Annotated in this window: 13 protein-coding genes; 8 read left to right on the top strand and 5 right to left on the bottom strand. The window is 70.2% G+C overall.

Going from position 1 to position 19,353, the window contains the following annotated elements:
• Positions 1 to 568: 568 nt before the first annotated feature.
• Both NNW99_RS34805 and NNW99_RS34800 read right to left on the bottom strand, forming a co-directional pair.
• Positions 569 to 5,806 (bottom strand): family 43 glycosylhydrolase, encoded by a 5,238-nt coding sequence (locus NNW99_RS34805; protein ID WP_215123142.1) that lies wholly within the window; start codon positions 5,804 to 5,806, stop codon positions 569 to 571.
• A gap of 227 nt (positions 5,807 to 6,033) precedes the next feature.
• A complete protein-coding gene (locus NNW99_RS34800) occupies positions 6,034 to 6,612 on the bottom strand; it encodes a TetR/AcrR family transcriptional regulator (protein ID WP_215123141.1) in 579 nt (192 codons plus the stop codon).
• Between the two features lie 70 nt (positions 6,613 to 6,682).
• On the opposite strand from NNW99_RS34800, the gene NNW99_RS34795 reads away from it, so the two are divergent.
• Together NNW99_RS34795 and NNW99_RS34790 are read left to right on the top strand one after the other, a co-directional pair.
• Positions 6,683 to 7,273: a dihydrofolate reductase family protein gene (locus tag NNW99_RS34795; protein WP_215123140.1), complete on the top strand. Its 591-nt coding sequence runs from the start codon at positions 6,683 to 6,685 to the stop codon at positions 7,271 to 7,273.
• Positions 7,274 to 7,324: 51 nt separating this feature from the next.
• Positions 7,325 to 7,888: a hypothetical protein gene (locus NNW99_RS34790; RefSeq protein WP_215123139.1), complete on the top strand. Its 564-nt coding sequence runs from the start codon at positions 7,325 to 7,327 to the stop codon at positions 7,886 to 7,888.
• 96 nt (positions 7,889 to 7,984) lie between these two features.
• Here the strand turns inward: NNW99_RS34790 and NNW99_RS34785 are convergent, their stop codons facing one another.
• The 3 genes from NNW99_RS34785 to NNW99_RS34775 are packed head-to-tail and all read right to left on the bottom strand — an operon-like array spanning position 7,985 to position 11,977.
• Positions 7,985 to 9,088, bottom strand: a complete 1,104-nt coding sequence (locus tag NNW99_RS34785) for a hypothetical protein (protein WP_215123138.1) — start codon at positions 9,086 to 9,088, stop codon at positions 7,985 to 7,987.
• Positions 9,085 to 10,386 (bottom strand): hypothetical protein, encoded by a 1,302-nt coding sequence (locus NNW99_RS34780; protein WP_255986545.1) that lies wholly within the window; start codon positions 10,384 to 10,386, stop codon positions 9,085 to 9,087. Before NNW99_RS34780 ends, NNW99_RS34785 begins: the two co-directional genes overlap by 4 nt.
• Positions 10,387 to 10,390: 4 nt before the next feature.
• On the bottom strand, positions 10,391 to 11,977 hold the full coding sequence (locus tag NNW99_RS34775; RefSeq protein WP_215123136.1) for a protein kinase: 1,587 nt from the start codon (positions 11,975 to 11,977) through the stop codon (positions 10,391 to 10,393).
• 198 nt (positions 11,978 to 12,175) lie between these two features.
• Here NNW99_RS34775 and NNW99_RS34770 point away from each other — a divergent pair, with 198 nt between their 5' ends.
• From NNW99_RS34770 to NNW99_RS34750, 6 genes are all read left to right on the top strand, one after another.
• The gene (locus NNW99_RS34770) at positions 12,176 to 13,357 is read left to right on the top strand and encodes a hypothetical protein (RefSeq protein WP_215123135.1); all 1,182 of its coding nucleotides are present in this window, start codon (positions 12,176 to 12,178) and stop codon (positions 13,355 to 13,357) included.
• A 98-nt stretch (positions 13,358 to 13,455) separates the two neighbouring features.
• Positions 13,456 to 15,195 carry a DapH/DapD/GlmU-related protein gene (locus NNW99_RS34765; protein WP_215123134.1) on the top strand — a complete coding sequence of 580 codons (1,740 nt, stop codon included), beginning with the start codon at positions 13,456 to 13,458 and terminating at the stop codon, positions 15,193 to 15,195.
• A 47-nt stretch (positions 15,196 to 15,242) separates the two neighbouring features.
• Complete coding sequence (locus NNW99_RS39235; protein WP_370869179.1) at positions 15,243 to 15,338, top strand: putative leader peptide; 96 nt, start codon at positions 15,243 to 15,245, stop codon at positions 15,336 to 15,338.
• A 187-nt stretch (positions 15,339 to 15,525) separates the two neighbouring features.
• Positions 15,526 to 16,722 carry an acyl-CoA dehydrogenase family protein gene (locus NNW99_RS34760; protein ID WP_215123133.1) on the top strand — a complete coding sequence of 399 codons (1,197 nt, stop codon included), beginning with the start codon at positions 15,526 to 15,528 and terminating at the stop codon, positions 16,720 to 16,722.
• 47 nt (positions 16,723 to 16,769) lie between these two features.
• Complete coding sequence (locus tag NNW99_RS34755) at positions 16,770 to 18,401, top strand: ABC transporter substrate-binding protein (RefSeq protein WP_215123132.1); 1,632 nt, start codon at positions 16,770 to 16,772, stop codon at positions 18,399 to 18,401.
• A complete protein-coding gene (locus NNW99_RS34750; RefSeq protein WP_215123131.1) occupies positions 18,398 to 19,351 on the top strand; it encodes an ABC transporter permease in 954 nt (317 codons plus the stop codon). The genes NNW99_RS34755 and NNW99_RS34750 overlap by 4 nt, the downstream gene beginning before the upstream one ends.
• Positions 19,352 to 19,353: the final 2 nt, after the last annotated feature.

Here is a 19,353-nt window from a genome sequence, read left to right as displayed (position 1 = left end):
GAGCGTGTCTGCGAGCAGCGGGTGTGACGGCACAGGCCCCGGGCCTCCGAAGAGATCCGGGGCCTTGCCACGGCAGTGTCCGCCGAGGAAATCTCTGCTGCTCCCTCACCGCGCTCATCGAGCGGCGTCATCTCGATGAGCCCCAACGCGGCCCGCACTCCGCTGTGGAAACGCAGGCTCTCCCACACTCCCTTGTCTGCCGGTAGACGAACTCAACACCCTCACCAAGCGGCCCCGCGGGCTCCACTCGGAGCGACGTGCCCGAGCCCAGCAGCACGTACAGGGCATGTCTGATCGTCCAGGCTCCCTCGTAGCGGTTCCCGAACTTGTCCGTCTCGCCACCCGGTCGCGGTGCCCCCCCCTGCCCGTCCGGCCCCGCCGAAGGGGCCGGGCGTACGCGGACGCTACCTCGTGTATGCCGGGCGCACCGAGGAACGCTGAGCCAGCCTCATTGAGCGGGGAGGGCTCGCTACACCCTCGAGCGCCCGTCGCACATCTTCTTGCCCGGGATCCCAGAACCGTTCTTCCAGCACCACAAGTCAGGCGCCGGAGCAGGCCCCGGCCCGACCTAGTGGCGTTGGTTTCCGATGGTGATGGTGCCCTTCGTCCTGGTGCCGGTCTGGTTGTCGTAGAGGACATCGCCCGTGGACTTCTTCCAGATCTTGATGTGGAAGGTGTCCGGGCCGTCGGTGGCGGTGAGGCGGAAGGTGTAGCCGGGCTTGCCACCCACTGTGCCGGTGCCCTGGTAGACGGCCTGGGAGTTGTTGACCACGAGCCAGTCGGAGCCGGTCGAGTGGAGGGTGAGTCGGGCGGGGCCGAAGGTGAAGGTGGCCTTGCCGGTGGGGGTGGCGGCGCCCTTGCGGTACTGGGCGCGCAGGGTGAAGGCGGCCTTTCCGGTCAGCCCCGGCTTGGCCGGGTAGGCGCCGGCCGGGGAGGTGAGCGTTCCGGTGCCGGTGGCGGGGCCGGCGGCGCGGTCGTGGACGATCAGCTCCGGAAGGGTGGTCGTGGCCGTGCCCTTGTCGTCGTCGGTGACGGTGATCACCGGGCGGTGGATGCCCGCGTCGTCGTAGACGTGGGTGGCGCGGCAGCCGGAGTCGGTGATCCTGCCGGTCGTCGGGCGGCTGCCGTCCTTCCAGTCGACGGTGCAGGTGTGGCGGTCGGCCGTGCCCGGGTCGTCGAAGGAGGCGGTGACGACGGCGGTCCTGCCGACCGGGAGGGGCGAGCCGGGGCCCTTGGCGGAGGTGAGGGTCGGGGCGGCGTTGGCGACCTTGACGGTCGCGGTGTCGGTGCCGCGTCCGCCGGTCAGGGTGACCCGGAAGGTGCCGTCGTCGGTGCAGGTGAGGGTCGTGCGGGCCGCCGTGGGGGTCTTGACGGTGCAGGGGGCGCCGTCCTGGACGGTCCACTCGGGGGTGCCCGCCCCGGTGACGGAGCCGGTGAGGGTGATCGGCTCTCCCTCGGTGCCGGTGGCGTCCGGCCCGGCGTGGACGACGGTGACCGGGTCGATGCCGCCGAGGGTCGGGACGACCTTCTCGATCAGGCCGTCGGAGTCGAACTCCAGCCTGTCGATGGTGGTTTCACGGTGGGTGCCGTCGCCGCCGGGGATGGCGAAGCGGTGGTAGGCGATGTACCAGTCGTCGGTGTTCGGGACATGGACGACGGAGTGGTGGCCCGGGCCCTTGATGCCGAGGGAGAGATCCTTCTCCAGGATCACGCCCTGCTTGGTCCACGGGCCGGTGGGCGAGGGGCCGGTCGCGTAGGCGACGCGGTAGTTCTCGTCCCGGGTGTCGTTCTCCGACCACATGAAGTAGTAGGTGCTCTTGCGCTTGATGACGAAGGTGCCCTCGTTGTAGCCGCTCGGGGTGATGTCCGTGACCTTCGAGGTGTCGAGGGAGGTCATGTCGTCGCCGAGCGGGACGACGTAGGCGCGGCCGTTGCCCCAGTAGAGGTACTTCTTGCCGTCGTCGTCGGTGAAGACCGCCGGGTCGATCATCTGGCCGCGGAAGTCACCGGCCTTCAGCAGCGGCTTGCCCAGGGCGTCCTTGAACGGTCCGGTGGGTGAGTCGGACACGGCGACGCCGATGTTGGCGTCGGCGCAGAAGTAGAAGTAGTACTTGCCGTCCTTCTCGGTCATCGTGGGCGCCCAGGCCCGGCTGTCCGCCCAGCTGACGTCCGGTCCCAGGTCGAGGATGACACCGTGGTCCTTCCAGTGGACCAGGTCCGTGGAGGAGTAGGCCTTGAACTGTGTGCCGCTCCAGCCCTCGAAGCCGTCGGTCGTCGGGTAGATGTAGAAGGTGTCGCCGAAGCGCTCGATGTCCGGGTCGGCGTTCAGACCCGGCAGGACCGGGGTCTTCATGATGAGCGCCGAGACCTTCCAGGTGCGCTTCTTGCCGTCCGCCCCGGTGACTTCGTACGTCACCGGCTTGGTGAAGTCACGCACGCTGCCGGAGGCGGGGCTGATCGTCGCGCCCTCGGCGAGTGTGAACTCCGGTGCCAGGGCGGTGAGATCGGTGCCCTTCTTCATCGGCAGGGTGATGGTGCCGCCCGCGTTGTCGACCATCGCGTCGACCTTGAGTTGCGGGTGCGTCACCTTGGCGATGCCCGCCGTGTTGCCGCTGAGCTTCATGACCTCGGTGCCGGTGAGGGCGCGGTCGTAGACGCGGAAGTCGTCGACCTCGCCGCCGAAGTAGGGGTCGGCCGCGTACAGGGAGCGGCCGATGTAGCCGCTGTAGTCCTTGGCCGCGCTGTACAGCTCGGAGGGCTTGATGGTGGTCGTCGTGCGGGCCGCTTCGATGCCGTCGGCGTAGAGGACCATCGCGCCGGTGGCGCCGTTCAGCGTAACCGTGACGTGCCGCCACTGGCCGGGCGTGAGCTGGGAGCCGGCCGTCAGCTTCGACTCCGCCGACCAACTCGCCTTGGTGATGGCCGAGTAGAGGCTGGAGCCGCCGTTGGACGGGGTGGCGAACAGGTACTTGTCGCTGTCGGGGCCGAGCCCGAACAGCCACTGGAAGCTGCTGCCGCCCTTCCACTTGGCGTACGTCGACACCGTCACGCTGTCGGCGTCCTTCAGCACCCCGCCCGGGATCTTCACGTACGGCGAGCTCGACGCGTCGCCGGACATCTTGAACGAGCCGCCCTCGACGCCGGTGCCGAAGTCGGGGGTGCGGACGTAGGTGCCGTGGTGGCCGTGCCCGCTGGAGTCGCGGGCGATGCTGCCGCCCGTCTCGTCGAAGTCGTAGTGCAGGAGCAGGTCGGCCGGGATGTCCGGTCCCTCCTCGGACACGGTGACGGCGGCCCGGACGGGGATCGCGGTGCCGTCGGGCAGGCTGCCCGTCACGGTGAAGGTGCCGGCCTGGGCGTACTTCGACGCCGGTACGTCCTCCCAGGTGACCGCGACCGGACGCTTGACGCCGTCGGCGTACTCGGCGATCACCGTGGCCGGCAGGACCGGGGCGTCGCCGACCCGGGTCTTGACCGACACGTCCTCGACGCTCTTCACGATCTGGTCGGGCTGGTAGGCGCGCAGCAGCCGGTCGTACTCGGCCTGGGTGACCGGCAGCACGGTGCCGTGGCGGGGCTTGGCGGGCAGGTCGTAGCCGGTGGAGGGGGTCCAGGTGCCGGAGTCGAGGTCGGTGGTCTCGAAGGGGATGTAGCCGCGGCCGCCGAACTCGTCGAGGAAGGCGTACCACTTCTCCTCGGTGTTGGACTTGAACACCAGCGGTCCCTCGGCGGCGTTCATGGCGCCCTTGCCGATGCCCTCGGCGACCGGGGTCCAGGACGGGTTCAGGATCGAGTCGCTCTTCTCCTGGAAGATGAACTTGCTGTTGGGGGTGGAGGAGGAGTTGTTCCGCTCGTCCTTGGACAGGCGGTAGTACGTGCCGTCGTGCCGGATCATCGTGGAGTCGATGACCGAGTAGCCGCGGTCGATCCAGACCTTGGGTTCGCTGAAGGTGTGGAAATCGCGGGTGGTGGCGTACATCATGCGGTTGTACGTGTCACCTGAGTGGTCGGCGTTGTCGTACAGCTTCGACGCCCAGAAGACGACGTACTCGCCGCGCTCGGCGTCGTAGAACGCCTCCGGCGCCCAGGTGTTGCCCGCGCTGTCGGGTGAGACCTTGACCAGGCGCTGGTTCGTCCAGTGCACCAGGTCGGTGGACTCCCAGACCATGATGGACTTGCTGCCGGTGCGCTGGGAGGCGTCCCAGTCGCCGTTGCCGTAGATCCTGAGGTCGGTGGCGATCTGGTAGAACTTGTCACCCTCCGGGGAGCGGATGATGAAGGGGTCGCGCAGGCCCTTCTCGCCGAGCGTGGAGGTGAGGACCGGCTTGCCGTCGTTCAGTTCACGCCAGTGCAGCGGGTCGTCGCCCTTGCTGAGGGCGGCGTAGAGCTGTTCGCCGTCCGAGGTGCCCTCGCCGGTGAAGTAGCTGAACATGTAGCCCTTGAGGGCCGCGTCCGCGGGCAGTTCGGGCACCTTGGCCGTCATGACGCGGGACGCCTTGGCGTCGCCCTTGGCGACGGTGGCGGTCAGTTCGACGGTGGTGGCGCCGTCGCCGTGCGCGGGGCGGTGGACCCCGCCGTCGGCGGAGACGACGTCCGGCTTCGCGGAGGACCAGGTGACGGACGTGCCGTACATGCCGCTCTTGGGCAGGGTGAGGTTGCCGCGTGCGTCGTCGAGATTGTGGACCGTGAGCGCCTCGGCGGCCTCGCGGGTGGCGGCGGCGTCGTCGAGCGCCGGCCGGACCGTGACGTCGAAGGGCTTGGTGCCGGTCACGGCGCCCTTCTTCAGGGTCGCCGTGAGCGTGGCCCGGCCGTCCGGTGAACCGGCCTCGGGGCGGGTCACCTTGCCGGTGCCGGACACCACGGACGGGTTGTCGCTGTCCCAGCTGATGACGGAGCCGCCGGCCGGGCCGGTCTTCGGCAGGTCCAGGTCGGAGGTGACGCCGCTGGTGTCGCCGAGGCTGAGGGCGTCCTTGTCGTCGGCGACGCCCTGGGTGGCGACGGGGAGGGAGAGCTGCTCGACCTCCGAGCCGTCCAGTGCCCGGTCGTACACACGGAAGTCGCGTATCCGGCCCTTGAAGAGCTTGTCGCCGTCGTAGACGGACTTGCCGATGTAGTTGGCCTTGGTGGTGCCGGAGCCGATGGCGCCGGGCGTGGTGGTGACCGAGGTGTTGCGGCCGACCTCGACGCCGTCCTCGTAGAGCACGCCCGTGGAGCCGGTCTGGGCGTAGGTGATGTGCTTCCACACTCCGCGGGTCAGGTTGTGGGAGTCGGAGGGCTTGGTGGTCTGCTCGGTCGACCAGTTGCCCGTGGCGAGGGAGGTGCGGAAGGAGTTGCCGGTGGTGAACAGGTAGCCGTTGCCGCTGCCCGCGCTGGTGTTGCCGAAGCCGTAGAGGAAGTAGGGCGTGCTCTGGGCGGTGTCGATCCGTACGTCCATGGAGACGGTGATCGCGTCCATGCCCTTCATGACGTCGTCCGGCACCTTGATGTAGGTGTCGGACCCGTTGAAGGCGAGCCCCTGACCGGACGCCGACCAGTCGGCGGTGCCGTTGACCGTGCCGTTCCGGCCGTTGCCGGAGGCGTCGGTCACGGTGCCGCCGGAGCCCGCGTCGAGCTTGTACCACAGGGCCAGGCCGTCGGTGATGTCCGCGGCTTCGGCCGCCGGGGCCGCGGGGGCCTCCGGTGTCGCCTGTGCGGAAGCGGTGGGTCCGGCGAGGGTGAGCAGCATCGACGCGGCGGTCAGTCCGGCGAGTTGGCCCGCCCGGCGTCTCGCGCGGCTGCGAAGTCGTACGAATCGTGCGACGTGCGTCATGTCGGGGTTCCCTGCTGAGGCATGGCTGATGACGGACAAGGCGGAACGCGGAGCCGACGGGGCGACGGCAAGCTCTTGCCGTGGGCCTGCCGTGTTACACGCAGGTGACGTGTGTGGCGAGAGTCTCAGGCGACGCCCAGGGCAGCGTCAATAGGTTTCGAACAATGTCCGACCAGCCGAACAAGCTGGCCGGCTCACCGCGCTCGGCCCGTCTGTCCCCCAGTCCCCTACTCCGCCGCCACGATGCGCTCCACCGCGGCCGCGACCAACTGCTCGCGCTCCGCCTCCGTGAAGACGTCCGGCAGGGTGAGCTGCTCGACGATCAGCCAGTTCAGCGTCAGCATGAGCAGCTTGACGGCGACGGCGTCGCCGGGGAGGCCGGACGCCTCGTGGTAGGCGATGTTGGCGTCGACGTCGGCGCGGACGCGCTCGGTGAGGACCTTGCGCAGTTCGGGGCGGCGGGTGGCCTCGAGGCGAAGCTCCAGCAGGGCGAGGTAGCCGGTGCGGAACGAGGCGATGCGGCCGACGAGTTCGCGCATCAGCTGGGCATAAGTCTCCCGGTCGCGGCCGGCCGCCCGCTGGCGGGCGATCGTGGCCTCGTCGGGCTGGAGCCGCTCGTACACGCGGGCGCCGGCCTGAGTGAACAGGTCGTCGCGGCTGGCGAAGTAGTTGGACGCCGTGCCGACGGGAACGGCGGCCTCGGCGTCCACGGCCCGGAAGGTCATACCGCGTGCGCCTTCCCGTGCCAGCACCTCGATCGCCGCGTCGACGAGGGCCGCGCGCCGTTGGTCGTTCCGTCTCACCATTGACACCACTCCATATGTAGTACTACGTTCACACCACTTCAATCAGAGTACTACGCATGGCGGGGGCTTTATGCGCAAGCTCGTGTATTACATCGCCGTCTCGCTCGACGGCCGTATCGCCGGCCCCGGCGGCGAGTTCGACTTCTTCCCGCAGGGGGACGAGCGGCAGGCAACCGCCTACTCGACCTGGGTCAACGCGCTGTACCCGGAGACCGTCCCGACCGCCTTTCGAGCCGCCGCCGGCGTCGCCGACGCGCCCCACCGGCGTTTCGACACCGTCGTCATGGGCCTCGGCACCTACCGGGTCTCCCTCGACAACGGGATCACCAGCCCGTACGCGCATCTGCGCCAGTACGTGGTGTCCAGCACCCTCGGGCCGCACACCGACCCGGCCGTCACCGTCGTGCCGGGCGACCCACTCGCCCTCGTCCGGGACCTCAAGGGCGAAGCGGGCACCGGACTGGACATCTGGCTCTGCGGGGGCGGCCGGCTCGCGGGCGCCCTGTTGCCCGAGATCGACGAGCTGCTCATCAAGACCTATCCGGTCGTCGCCGGTGCCGGAATCCCGGTGTTCGACGGCCCCTTCGACCCCACCGTCTTCGACACCGCCGAGCGCACCGCCTTCCCGAACGGGGTCACTCTGACCCGCCTCACGCGTTGAGGGGTCGGGGGCCCGCCGTCCCCAAGTCCGGGCGTCGATAAGCTGATCAGCATGGAGATCGAGGCGGCCGGAGGGCCAGTCAGGGTGGTGTGTCCGGGGTGCGGCGGTGCCGAGGTGCGGACGGTCGAGCAGGCGCGCGGCGGCAAGGGCGCGTTGCGTGACGACCTGCACGGACGGCTGGCGCCCGGACCGGACAAGACCGGCGACGGATGCATGCACTTCGCGGAGGGCATGGTGCTGACCGGTATCGGCATCGCCCTCGTCTTCATGGGCCTCCAGCAGGACAAGCCGCTGTACACGATCGGCGGTGCGCTGCTCGCCCTGGTCTGCTTCTTCGGGACCTTCGTGGTCGTGCGCGACGACAGGCGCGAGAAGGACGCCGCCGAGGCCGGAAACCCCCGTGCGGAGCGCCTGTGGCGGCCGGCGTACCACTGCTCCGACTGCTCCTCGGTGTTCTGCCCGGGCGGCACGCCGTGGCAGGGGGTCCTCACCCCGGAGCAGTTCAAGAAACTGGTGTGGACCGAGGCCGGGTACGCCGACCAGCTGCCGGCCGGGGACAAGGCGAAGGACGCGGAGCTACCGGCGGACGTCCGGGTGCCGCCGACGCCCGCGTGAGACACGCCCGACGGCAGCGGACCCAGGCCCTGGGCGATTCCGTCGCCCCCGCCCCACCCCCACGCTCTGGCCATGCGACCACTCCCTGCTGAGCGCCTACGACTTGGCGCTCCGCGGCGCGAGGGGCTCGGCAGCCGGTTCCGGGCGGGACAGGTCGGCCAGACTGAGCAGCAGATGAGCGGACTCCGGGTGGAAATAGTTGGAGTGCGCGCCCACGGGGTTGAGACGGCTGCTCCGGAAGAGCCAGCCGGCGTCGACGTTGACGAAGACGTGGTCCAGGGAGAGGCGAGGGTAGGGCGTGTCGGCCGGCAGCAGCCGCGTCCGCCACACATCGCTCGAAGCGATCCCGGGAGTTTCGCCGGTCAGCCGCATCCCCGAGTGCCCGATGCCGGGTGCGCCCTCTTTGCGCAGGTGCCAGTACCCGGTGGCCCTGTCATGGCGTGAGTGCGTGAAGACCAAGGGACCGCCGACGGGCGAGACATGGCCGAGCGGGCCGGGTCGCAACTGCTCGAACAACGCGTCGAAGGCCGATACGGGCGCCGCCATCTGGAAGACGGTCAGGGAGTCGACGGTGAACGGACGCGCGGGGTGCGTGGGGACGCTCCATCCCAGCTTTCCGCCGTCCGCGTTTCCCGCCGCCCAGGTGACCGCCTCACACAGAAAGCGGCCGCCGAAGGAGTGGCCGACCAGATGCAGGTACTGACCGTCCGCGGTCCGCAGGGTGGCGGACCGCGGATCGCCGCGGCGGCCGTCGAGATAGCCCAGGAGGTGCCCCAGCACATGGGAGGCGTATCCGCCGCCGACGCTCATCGCGTGGGCCCGGTCGCGGATCCTGTTGTAGCCGCTGCGCGACAGTGGCGAGGAAGAGGGCCAGCGCACTACGACGGTCCACGGCGCGTAGTCGTCACCGAGTCGGGGATAGAGCCTTCTCCGCACGGCACGCTGCTGGTGCATCAGGTGCAGCAGTCGCTGAGCGTTCCGCAGCGAGTTGGCCGGACTGGTCTGCCAGCCGTGGGCGTAGACGATGATGTCGGTGGCCCAATCGGGCGGCTTGAGCCGGTCGGCGAAATGATCGTGGAGCCCGTCGGCCCGTACGGGGTCGCCCTCGGGGGAAAGCAGCCATCCGTCCTTGTCGAGGTCGACGGTGACGAAGGCCGCCTCCGTGGCGGGATGCCCGAGCCGAGCGAAACGTCTTCTCATGCGGTGCTGGCCTCTTCCGTGGTCGCGGGCAGCCGGGTGTCGAGTCCGCAGCACAGGCTGTACGCCAGGGCGAGCGGGTTGCGGTAGGTCTTGGCGAACCAGTGGACGCAGTTCTGCGCCGCTTCACCGGCCCGTCGCCGTTCCACGACGTAGTGTTCGAGGAACTTCAGGGCGAATTCGGCGCCGAAATTCTGAGGCATGCTGATGTGCGGGGCCAGGACTCCTACCGCTCCGTGTTTGACGAAGACGGAAGCGAAGCGCAGGCTGCCGTCATTTCCCGGCGCACCGGACGAGCAGACGTTGAGCAGCACGAGAGGGTGGAAGATCACCGGGGAGTCCTGTGCGCTCTCGGTGAATTGCGATCGGTAGCCGTCGATATGGTCGGGATCGAGGGGTGCGGGGTCACTCAGTCGCAGGCTGTGCCAGGAGTGACCGCCCTGGAATTCGTAACCGCCGTGGCAGAAGAAGTACATGATGTCCTCGTCGAGGACCGGCTTCCTCAAGTCCTTCAACAACTGTGCGCGCGTGAAGCGCTCCGTGACCCGGGTCCGCCGCGCGAGGAGGTCCGCGAGGTCCTTGGCTTTGGGGACCTTTTCCATCAGGCTCTCGTTCGCATTGATGCTGCTCACATGCTCGGAACGAATTCCCTCGTACCAGTAGGCCATGTCGTAGGTGTCGGGTGATGTCGTCTCGATCTGATGGCGGTGTCCCAAGAACCTGTGGAACGCGTCGCCTTCACGGGGCGGATCCGCTGTCTCGGGACCGCTGGGCAGGGCGAGCATCTGCCAGGGTATGGCCACGTCCGAGTCGAAGCGGATGCGGAGGTCTTGGTGACGGAGGAGGGCCAGGAGCTGGTCCCGGAAGGACGCCACTCGCCCATGGCCTTCGAGGAGCCGGGTGAGAAAGCGAGCACCGTGCCAGGCCAGCTCAGCGACGTTTTCCTCCACTTCCCCGTCCGGCCGGCCGCTGAGGTCGGCCACATGCGTGTAGGGCGCCTCCCTCGTTCGTCGTTCCGTCGTGCTGGGCTCGTAGTCCACGAAGCGCTGCCACTCCGCGATCAACTGGGCGCACTGCGCCGTGAGGTCCGCCCGTCCCTTGGCCAGCTCCACCGTGTGCATTCCGGTGCGCGGCTCTTGGAGCTTCTTGCCCCACATGATGATCGTGGTCCGCTGCGCTCCGGGCGGGCAGCGCAGCACGACGACGAGGTCCTTGTGTTCGCTGACGGGCGGTTCGGGAAGGCGCCGATAGCCCTGGGACGCGTTCCGTCTCGCGGTGAGGGGGATGCGGTCGTCGTCCAAGGACTCACGGCTCCAGCGTGCGGGGGGTGACGGAACCGAGTGATCCGGACGCGTCGACCTCCATCGTCGCGTCCAGCTCTTGCAGCACCAGACCGTGGTGCCGGTCGTACACCGTCAGGCGCAGATGATGGTGCCCCGGTTCGTGGGCGGTGAAGCGGAAGGTCGCCCGCTCCACGGGCGCCACCCGGTATCCGACGGCGGGTGGCGTCACGGTCGCCGCCGTGTGGGCCTGCGCGAGGAGCACGAGTTCGGCGGGCCTGCCGACGGGCAGGTGCCAGGGGTGGCCCTCGGGTACGTCGAGGGTGAAGTCCAACCGCACGGGCCGTCCCACGGTGACTCCTCGCCGGTCGCGCACCGTCAGGCGCGGGGTGCACTCCGGAACCTGCGGCGGCGATGCCGCGAGCGCCGCCGGGGGTGACGGCGGAGAGGGGGCGGGGGGCAACGGACTTGGTGTGCCGCGGCGTCGGCGGCGCCACTCGACGTAGTAGGCCCAGACGTGTGTGGCGCCCTGTGCCCCGAGCGTCACGAGGGCGTAGGCGACGCCGATGACCACGCCCTGGAGCACGAAGCCCCACCAGCCGTGGGCCTGCGACTTCCCCGCGAGGTGGATGCCGAGCATGGTGGCCAGTACGGCGACGAGAACGGCTGCCACCAGCCGTGAGGTGACCCGGGCCCCCAGTTTGAGCAGGGCGTCCCGCACGCGCTGGCCGAACGGGCGGCGGAATCGGCTGGGTACGGCCCAGTGTCCGCTGGGCGGCGGTGCGTGGCTCTGTGCCAGGCGGCGCAGGGACACCACGGCGGGATCGGCGGAGCTGCGGGCGCCGGGGTGCGGTGCCAGCAGCATGCGGAGCAGGAGGGTGAGCTCACGTTCACCGCGGACGCGAGGCGGCCGGGAGTCCGGCAGCGCCCGCAGCGGGCTCGCGGCCAGAACGCGGCGGCCCACCGCGGGGCCGTGTGCCAGCTCGTACAGCGTCATCCCCAGAGCCCAGAGGTCCCCCGCCCGACTGGGGCGTGGCGGGACGTCGCGGCTCTTGGCCTGCTCTGGCGCCGTGTAGGGGGATCCTGGGCGCCAAGGGCGTACCCATGGGCCGCCGTCGCCGAGCGGATCGGTGGTCAGACCGTATCCCGCGAGCGCCGCGGTCTGGTCCGGGCGGAAGAAGACGTTACGCGGATCGAATTGGCCGTGGACAAGGCCGGAGCTGTGTAACTCCGCGAGGGATTCCGCCAGTTCGGCGCAGATGTGTACCGCTCCCGCCGGGCCGAATCTGCCCTGCTGGCGCAGGAGATGATGCAAGGAGAGGGGCTGCACGGGATCCATCACGATCCACAGGGACCCCGCGTGTTCCACGACGTCGTGCACGTTCAGCAGGTGCTGCCGCTCGGCCGTCGGCAGGACACGGACCTGGCGCTTGAGCTCTCCCGGCAGGCCGAACGACTCCTTGGTGGGCCTGCGGTCCCGCGCCGGGGCGGCGCGAGGCCGCAGCTCCTGCACGAACACCTCCGAGTCGGTTTCCTCGTCGAAGGCCCGCCAGTACCTGGTGTTGTCGTACTCCTCCCAGACTTCCTGGAGTTGGTATCGCTCCAGCAGCATGCACGTCCTCCGCCCCCCCTGGTGAACGGGCCGGCTCCATGAGACGGCCCGTTCAATGCGACAAAGAGTAGTCGCGCATCACTGTCTGTCGGGGCGCATTTACCAGACCGCCCGGCGCCTGGGTTCGGAAGGGCGAAACGACGTCGTGCAGGCCTGTGGCACGGCCATGCTGCTCCGAGCGATGAGAGCGGGGGGACCGTGCAGGGGATTCTGGTGGGGGCCGTACTGCTGGTGTGTCTGAGTACGCCGCTGATGGGAGGGACGCAGCAGCCACGGCTGAGGTCGAAGCGGCAGACGTCCGAGTACGCGGGCGGGGCGCCGCTGGCGGTGGGGGTCGGCTCCTGGGTGATGTGGGTGCTGATGTTTCCGGTGCTCCGCGTCGGCTTCACCAGCGACAGGAACACCTGGATATGTGTCGCGTTGCTAGTGCTGTGCGTACTGGTGGCCCGGCCGATGGTGCGGATGGTGGCGCCCGCGCGGCTCAAAGGGAGCAGGATCCTGATCGCGGCACGCGCGGTCGGCCTCTGCTGCGTGGTGGCGGGTGTCATGGCACCGCTGGAGACCCAGGTCGACAAGCAGGTCGTGGCCGGAGTGACCGTGGTCTACGCGACGACCGCAGCGGTACTGGGTCTGCTGCGGGCCGTGGACCACGGCTACTTCCCGCTGGTCCTGCTGCGGACGGCCATGTGGAGGGCGCTCCTGGCCGTCGTCACCGGGTACTGGATCCACCACACCGGCGGCACCCTCGCGCCCGACCCGGACGACGCCACCGCCGGGACGCTGCTGCTCGCGGTCCTGTGGTGGTCGCTGGTGGCGCTGTCCGCCGGCTGCGCGGTGGCCGCGGCCGTCCGTCTGGTGCGCTGGCTGAGGGCCGGGCCGCCGGCCCGGCCCGCGCCGCCCGGAGTGACGTCCTGGCCACCGGCCGTCGGCGATGTGTGGACGGCCGAGCTCACCCACGACGACAACACCTACAAGGAGCGTCCGGTGGTCGTGCTGGAGCGCACCCCGGGCTTCGTCCGCGTGCTCGGCATCACCAGCGTGAACAAGTCCGACCGGCCGCGCGGCTATCTGAAGCTCCGCCCGTCCGAGTGGGAGGGCGTACTGAAGAAGGACGGCTGGCTGAACCTGGAGATCGCGCACATCCCGTACTGCGACTTCCTCTGGCGGCGCGGGGAGTGCCCGGACCGGGTGTGGGACGTGCTGTGCAAGAAGGCCGACGTACGGGAGCGGTCCGCGAAGGCGGGACCGGCCCCGGGGTTCACCTTCCGGCACCGGCTGCGGTCGGCGATGAACGCCCATGTCGGCCGTGACGCGCGCACGGTCCGTGTCGACGCCGCCGGGAGCCGGGGGCGTCGGGTGTGGACGCGGGAGAGGGTCTGACCCGAACCGCCGCCGGGCGCCCTCTGCGCACAGCGGGGTTTTCGTCATCGGCGGGTCGGAGAACATGACCTTGCAGGACCCGAAGGGACACGAACCCCATGACGGACTCGAACGACCCCGCCGCACCCGCCCTGTTCGACTACTCGCCCTGGCACTACTGGAAACAGGCCACCGCCGACGACCGCGCCCGGCAGCACCGCTTCCAGCGGACGCTGTGCGAGGCGGGCGACGAGTACGGCATCGGCGAGGACTGCTACATCTCCCCGCTGGCCGCGGTCCAGAACGAGGGGCTCCGGCTCGGACCCCGCAGCTACATCGCGGCCGGCGCCTACCTGACCGGCACGCTGCGCACCGGACGTGACTGCACCGTCAACCCCTACGCCGTGGTCCGCGGCACCGTCGAACTCGGCGACGGTGTCCGCATCGGCGCCCACACCTCCCTGCTCGCCTTCAACCACGGCTACGAGGACCCCGACACCGAGGTGTTCCGGCAGCCGATGTCCTCCGAGGGCATCCGGATCGGCGACGACGTATGGATCGGCTCCCACGTCGTGGTGCTCGACGGGATCACCGTCGCCGACGGTGCCGTGATCGGAGCGGGCAGTGTGGTGACCAAGGACGTCCCGGCCAGGGCCGTCGTCGCCGGCAACCCCGCCCGTGTCCTGCGCTGGCGCGGAGCACCTCCCGCAGGACGCCAGGGGACACCGACGGACCTGGCCGGCCGGCTCACCGCGTTCGCGGACACCGCCCGCGCCCAGGCCGACGATGTCATCGCCCGTTGCTTCGTGCCCGGCCCCGACGGCGGCGGGCTCTTCGTCGACGCTCCCGGCGGTCCGCCCACCGTGCGCGCCCAGTGCGATGCCGTGGAGATCGCCGACCTGCTTCTCGGACGCGCCCCGCTCCCCCTGTCCGCGGACGAGCAGATCGCACGACTGCGGTCCTGGCAGGACCCCCACAGCGGCATCGTCGGCGCACTCGACGAGGACGGACGCCAACGCCCCGTAGGCGCGCTCCCCTTCAGCGAGGAGACCGGCTACCACTTCCTGTGCGTCGGCTACGCCCTCGACCTGCTGGGCAGCGAGTTCGCGCATCCCCTGCACAGCGTCGCCGCGCTGACCGCCGGTGACGTCGTCGAGCATCTGGAGGCCCTGCCCTGGGAGGAGAACCCCTGGTACTGCGGCGACTGGGCCGACACCCTGGGCACCGCCCTCATGTGGAACCGCCGTAGGGAAGTCCGCGAACAGCCCGGCGCGCTCGACGCCCTGTTCGGATGGCTGCTCACCCACGCCGACCCGCACACCGGCCTGTGGGGCACGCCCAGTGCCGCGGACGGCCTGATGCCGGTCGTCAACGGCTTCTACCGCGCGAGCCGCGGCACGTTCGCCCAGTACGGTCTGCCCGTGCCCTACCCCGAGCAGACCGTCGACTCCGTGCTCCGGCACGCCCGCGACGCGCGCTACACCCGCCGGGACAGGCAGACCGCCTGCAACATCCTGGACATCGCCCATCCCCTGTGGCTGACCCGCACCACCGGCTACCGCGCCGACGAAATCGTCACCCTGGCACGGCAACTGCTCGCCGACGCGCTGAAGCACTGGGTGGACGGTGAAGGGTTCGCCTTCCGCGCCCCGCACCCCACCACCACGGGCGAGCGGCAGAACCGACCCGGCTTGCAGGGCACCGAGATGTGGCTCGCCATCATCTGGTACCTCGCCGACCTGGCCGGTGTCTCCGACGCCCTCGGCTACCGGCCACGCGGCATCCACCGGCCCGAACCAGCGCTGATCGGCACCAACAGGCACACCCGTGCCGTGTCCCGTGGAAGGGAATCCCGATAGCCGCTTCGTCAAAGCCGTCTCGACCGCGAGAACAGCCGTCTGGTTCAATGTCGATCATGTTTGACCGGCAGATGCTCACACAGCGACGTCATGTCGATCTGTCGCGTGTCTCGAGTGCCGTCTGTCGCAGCGCCGCCGCGTAGGTCGCGCGTCACCTTCCTGATACTCCGGAACGCCCCCGACGACGCTTCGTCGGGGCCCGGCCGCGCACGCCTCCGCGCGTTCTCTCCCTCCCTTTTCGCCGCGGCTGTACGCCGTGCCGTCTTCCGCCCCGCCGCCGCGCGTCCGCCGACACGCGCGCCGCCCCGCCCCGCTCTCGGAGGCCTCTCCATGCCCTCTCGCGTCCCTCCGCACGCCCTCTCCGCGGCGCCGCCCGAGCTTCTCGACCGCATCCGCGCCGACGCCGCGTCACTGGAGGCAGCCCGCGAACTCCCCTACAAAAGCGTCGACTTGGTGCGCGACAGCGGACTCGGCGCGTTGCGCGTGCCTCGGGAGCACGGTGGTGCGGGCGGTACGGTCGTCGACCTCTTCCGGCTCGTCATCGATCTGGCCGAGGCCGACTCGAATGTGGCGCAGGCGTTGCGCCCGCACTTCGGTTTCGTGGAACTGCTCATCAGCCAGGGCACCGCGGACGAGCGTGCCCGCTGGTATCCGGTGGTCGTCGCCGGTGAGCTGTTCGGCAACGCCGCGTCGGAGCGCGGCACCGCGCACCCCGGCGAGATACGGACCCGTATCACCCGGGACGGCGGGGCGTTCCGAGTGGACGGCACGAAGTTCTACTCGACCGGGGCGCTCTTCGCCGACCACGTCGTCGTGATCGCGCTCGACGACGAGGACCGCCGTGTACGGGTCGTGCTGCCGCGCTCGCGCGAGGGCGTCGAGCTGGTCGACGACTGGGACGCGCTCGGCCAGCGCACCACCGCCTCCGGTACGACGCACCTGCGGCGCGTGGTCGCGTACGACGACGAGGTCGCGGTCGACGCGACCGGACGGCAGCGCCGGACCCATCTGGGCCCGTACTACCAGCTGTTCCTGGCCGCGGTGCACACCGGGATCGCCAAGGCGGCCCTGGCGGACGCGGTGACGTACGGCCGGGAGAAGGCCCGCGCCGTGCAACACGCGGGAGTCGAAGCGGCGGTTGACGATCCGCTGGTGCAGCTCGCCGTCGGCGACATCGCGGCCGGGGCGCTGGCGGCCGAGGCCGTGGTGCTGCACGCCGCCGCCGTGATCGACGCGGCGCTCGCGGTCCCCGCCGACGACGGCGTCACCGGCGCTCCGGACGCCCTGCACGCGGCGGCCGCCACGGTGGCACAGGCTCAGGTGACCGCCGCCCGCGCCGCGCTGAGCGCGGGTGAGCGCCTCTACGACGTCGGCGGCGCGTCGGCCACGCTGCGCGAGCACCATCTGGACCGGCACTGGCGCAACGCCCGCACCGTCGCCTCCCACAACCCGATCGCGCACAAGGCGCGGGTGTCGGGCGACTGGCTGCTCAACGGCACCCCTCCCCCGCTCAACGGCTTCTTCTGAACCCTCGGAGTCCCCCATGAGCTCCTTCTGACCCCCGGAGTCCCCTCGTGAAACCGCCCTCCCGTCTCCTCCTCGCCCTCCCGCTTCTGCTCCTGGCCACCGCCTGCGGCACCGGCGAAGCCACCACGTCCGTCACGGCGCGGCCCGCCCAGGGCGGCACCCTCACCTATGCCACGGACCGCGAACCCACCTGCCTGGACCCGCATGTGGCCGGCGACATGCCGCAGGCGTACGTCGCCCAGCAGGTCCTGGACTCGCTCGTCGCACTCGACGCCAAGGGCAGGGCCCGGCCGTGGCTGGCCACGTCCTGGGACATCGCGAAGGACGGCCGGACCTACACCTTCCACCTGCGCCGTGACGTCCGGTTCACCGACGGCACCCGTTTCGACGCGGCGGCCGTCAAAGCCAACTTCGACCACATGGTCGACCCCGACACCCAGTCCGGTACGGCGGGCGGCTATCTCGCTCCCTACCAGCGGACCGACGTGCTCGACGCGTTCACGGCACGCGTCCATCTGGACCGCCCGTACTCGCCGTTCCTGAACATGCTCGCGCAGGCGTTCCTCGGCATCCAGTCGCCGAAGGCCCTCGCCCGGAGCAAGGAGGCGAACTGCGCGGCGCCCGTCGGCACCGGCCCGTTCATCGTGCGGAAGTGGAACCGGCAGTCGGACGTCGTCCTGGTCCGCAATCCGCGCTACAACTCGCCGCCGCCGTACGCGAAGCATCGTGGACCGGCCTACGCGGACAAGGTGATCTGGCGGTTCATTCCGGAACCCGCGACACGGTTCGCGGCCGTGCAGTCGGGTCAGGTCGATGTGATCGACGCGCTGCCGCCGGAGGACCAGCGGACCGCCGAGCACGACGACCGGCTGAAGGTCGTCGTGCGCGACCGCCCGGGCAATCCGACGAATCTCGCCCTGAACACCTCCCGCGCGCCCTTCGACGACCTACGCGTCCGCAAGGCGTTCCTGTACTCGGCGGATGTCGCCGACGGCCTCAAGAGCGTGTTCTTCGGCCAGTACCGGCGGGCGGGCGGCCCGCTCAGCTATGTGACGCCGCACTACTCGGACGCGCACGAGAACGCCTGGCCCTACGACCCGCAGAAGGCCGACTCCCTGTTGGACCGGGCGGGTTGGCGCGAGCGCGACGGCGACGGCTACCGCGTCAAGAACGGCGTACGCCTCACCGCCGAGGTCCTCCTCAAGTCGGACATCACCCCGAACCAGCTGGCCCTGATGGAGCAGGTCCAGGCCACCGCCAAGGACGTCGGCTTCCAGCTCAAGCTGCTGCGCCTGGACGCCGCGAGCGTCAACACCCGTTACCAGGCGGGGAAGTACGACCTGCGCGACGGCTACTGGAACACCAACACACCCGACGTGCTGCACACCGTCTTCGGCAGCGAGTACGCCGCGAGGAACGGGATCCACTCCAACGCGACGTACGCGAAGGACCCCGCCCTCGACAAGCTGTTCCGCGCCGCTCAGGCGACCACGGACCCGGACGAGCAGCAGAGGCTCTACGGCGAGGCACAGCGGCTGATCTCCGCGGGCGCCTACCAGCTGACCCTGTACCCGCAGACGACCCGCCTCGCCGCGCATCACGGCTCGGTGCGCGGCGCCGCCCTCGAACCGGCCCTGTCCCTGCCCTACCTCTACGACGCCTGGGTGAGCTCCCGATGACGACACCTCCCTTGTACCGCCGGATCCTGGTCCGCGTGGCGGGCGCCGCGCTCGTCCTGTGGGCGGCGGCCACGGTCACGTTCCTCGCGCTGCATCTGGTGCCGGGCGACCCGGTGCTCGTGCTGCTCGGCGGCGGTTCCGGAGCCAATCCGACGCCGGAGACGATCGCCGCGACGCGTCACGCGTACGGCCTCGACCAGCCGCTGTACGTCCAGTACGCGCAGCACCTCGGGCGGCTGCTCACCGGAGACCTGGGCGTGTCCACCTCCTTGAAGGAGTCGGTGGGCACGGTCATCACCGAGCAACTGCCCTCGACGCTCCAACTCACCGCGCTGGCCCTGCTGTTCGCCTGGGCGATCGGCGCCGCGGTGGTCCTCCTGTCGACCGGCAAGGGGACCGTCGGGCGGGCCCTCGGCTCCGGGCTGGAGACGGTCGCCGCTGGCCTTCCGCACTTCTGGCTCGGGGTGGTGCTGCTGTACGTGTTCGCGTTCCGCCTGGGCTGGTTCCCCGTCGCGGGCGGCACCGGGTTCGTCGGCCTGATCCTGCCCGCGCTGACCCTGGCCGTGCCGCTCGCCGGATATCTCGGGCAGGTGACGCGCGTCGCGCTCCTCACCGCCCTCGACCAGCCGTTCGTCACGTCGGCGCGGCTGCGCGGCATGAGCGCGGGGGCCGTGCGCGCCCGGCGTGCGCTGCGCCATGCGCTGCTGCCGCCGCTCACCCTGTCCGGCTGGGCGGTCGGCGCGCTGTTCTCCAGCGAGGTCGTCGTGGAGGCCGTGTTCGCGCGCCAGGGTGTCGGCCGGGCGCTGCTGAACGCGGTGATCGCCCGTGACCTGCCGCTCGTCACCGGGATCGTGCTGCTCATCGCCACGGTGTACGTCCTCGTCAACCTCGCCGTCGACCTGCTGTACGCGGTGGTCGACCCGCGCGTCCGCACCCCCCGGGAGATCTGACC

The sequence above is a fragment of the Streptomyces sp. CRCS-T-1 genome (genome assembly GCF_024442335.1).
GTDB classification, from domain to species: Bacteria; Actinomycetota; Actinomycetes; order Streptomycetales; family Streptomycetaceae; genus Streptomyces; species Streptomyces koelreuteriae.
This window is presented reverse-complemented; position numbering and strand designations above follow the sequence as displayed.

What these genes read in the sequence shown, in the direction of transcription:
- NNW99_RS34805 (WP_215123142.1), bottom strand. Translation starts at nt 5,806, where the DNA reads ATGACGCACGTCGCACGATTCGTACGACTTCGCAGCCGCGCGAGACGC.
- NNW99_RS34800 (WP_215123141.1), bottom strand. Translation starts at nt 6,612, where the DNA reads ATGGTGAGACGGAACGACCAACGGCGCGCGGCCCTCGTCGACGCGGCG.
- NNW99_RS34795 (WP_215123140.1), top strand. Translation starts at nt 6,683, where the DNA reads ATGCGCAAGCTCGTGTATTACATCGCCGTCTCGCTCGACGGCCGTATC.
- NNW99_RS34790 (WP_215123139.1), top strand. Translation starts at nt 7,325, where the DNA reads ATGGAGATCGAGGCGGCCGGAGGGCCAGTCAGGGTGGTGTGTCCGGGG.
- NNW99_RS34785 (WP_215123138.1), bottom strand. Translation starts at nt 9,088, where the DNA reads ATGAGAAGACGTTTCGCTCGGCTCGGGCATCCCGCCACGGAGGCGGCC.
- NNW99_RS34775 (WP_215123136.1), bottom strand. Translation starts at nt 11,977, where the DNA reads ATGCTGCTGGAGCGATACCAACTCCAGGAAGTCTGGGAGGAGTACGAC.
- NNW99_RS34765 (WP_215123134.1), top strand. Translation starts at nt 13,456, where the DNA reads ATGACGGACTCGAACGACCCCGCCGCACCCGCCCTGTTCGACTACTCG.
- NNW99_RS39235 (WP_370869179.1), top strand. Translation starts at nt 15,243, where the DNA reads ATGTCGATCATGTTTGACCGGCAGATGCTCACACAGCGACGTCATGTC.
- NNW99_RS34760 (WP_215123133.1), top strand. Translation starts at nt 15,526, where the DNA reads ATGCCCTCTCGCGTCCCTCCGCACGCCCTCTCCGCGGCGCCGCCCGAG.
- NNW99_RS34750 (WP_215123131.1), top strand. Translation starts at nt 18,398, where the DNA reads ATGACGACACCTCCCTTGTACCGCCGGATCCTGGTCCGCGTGGCGGGC.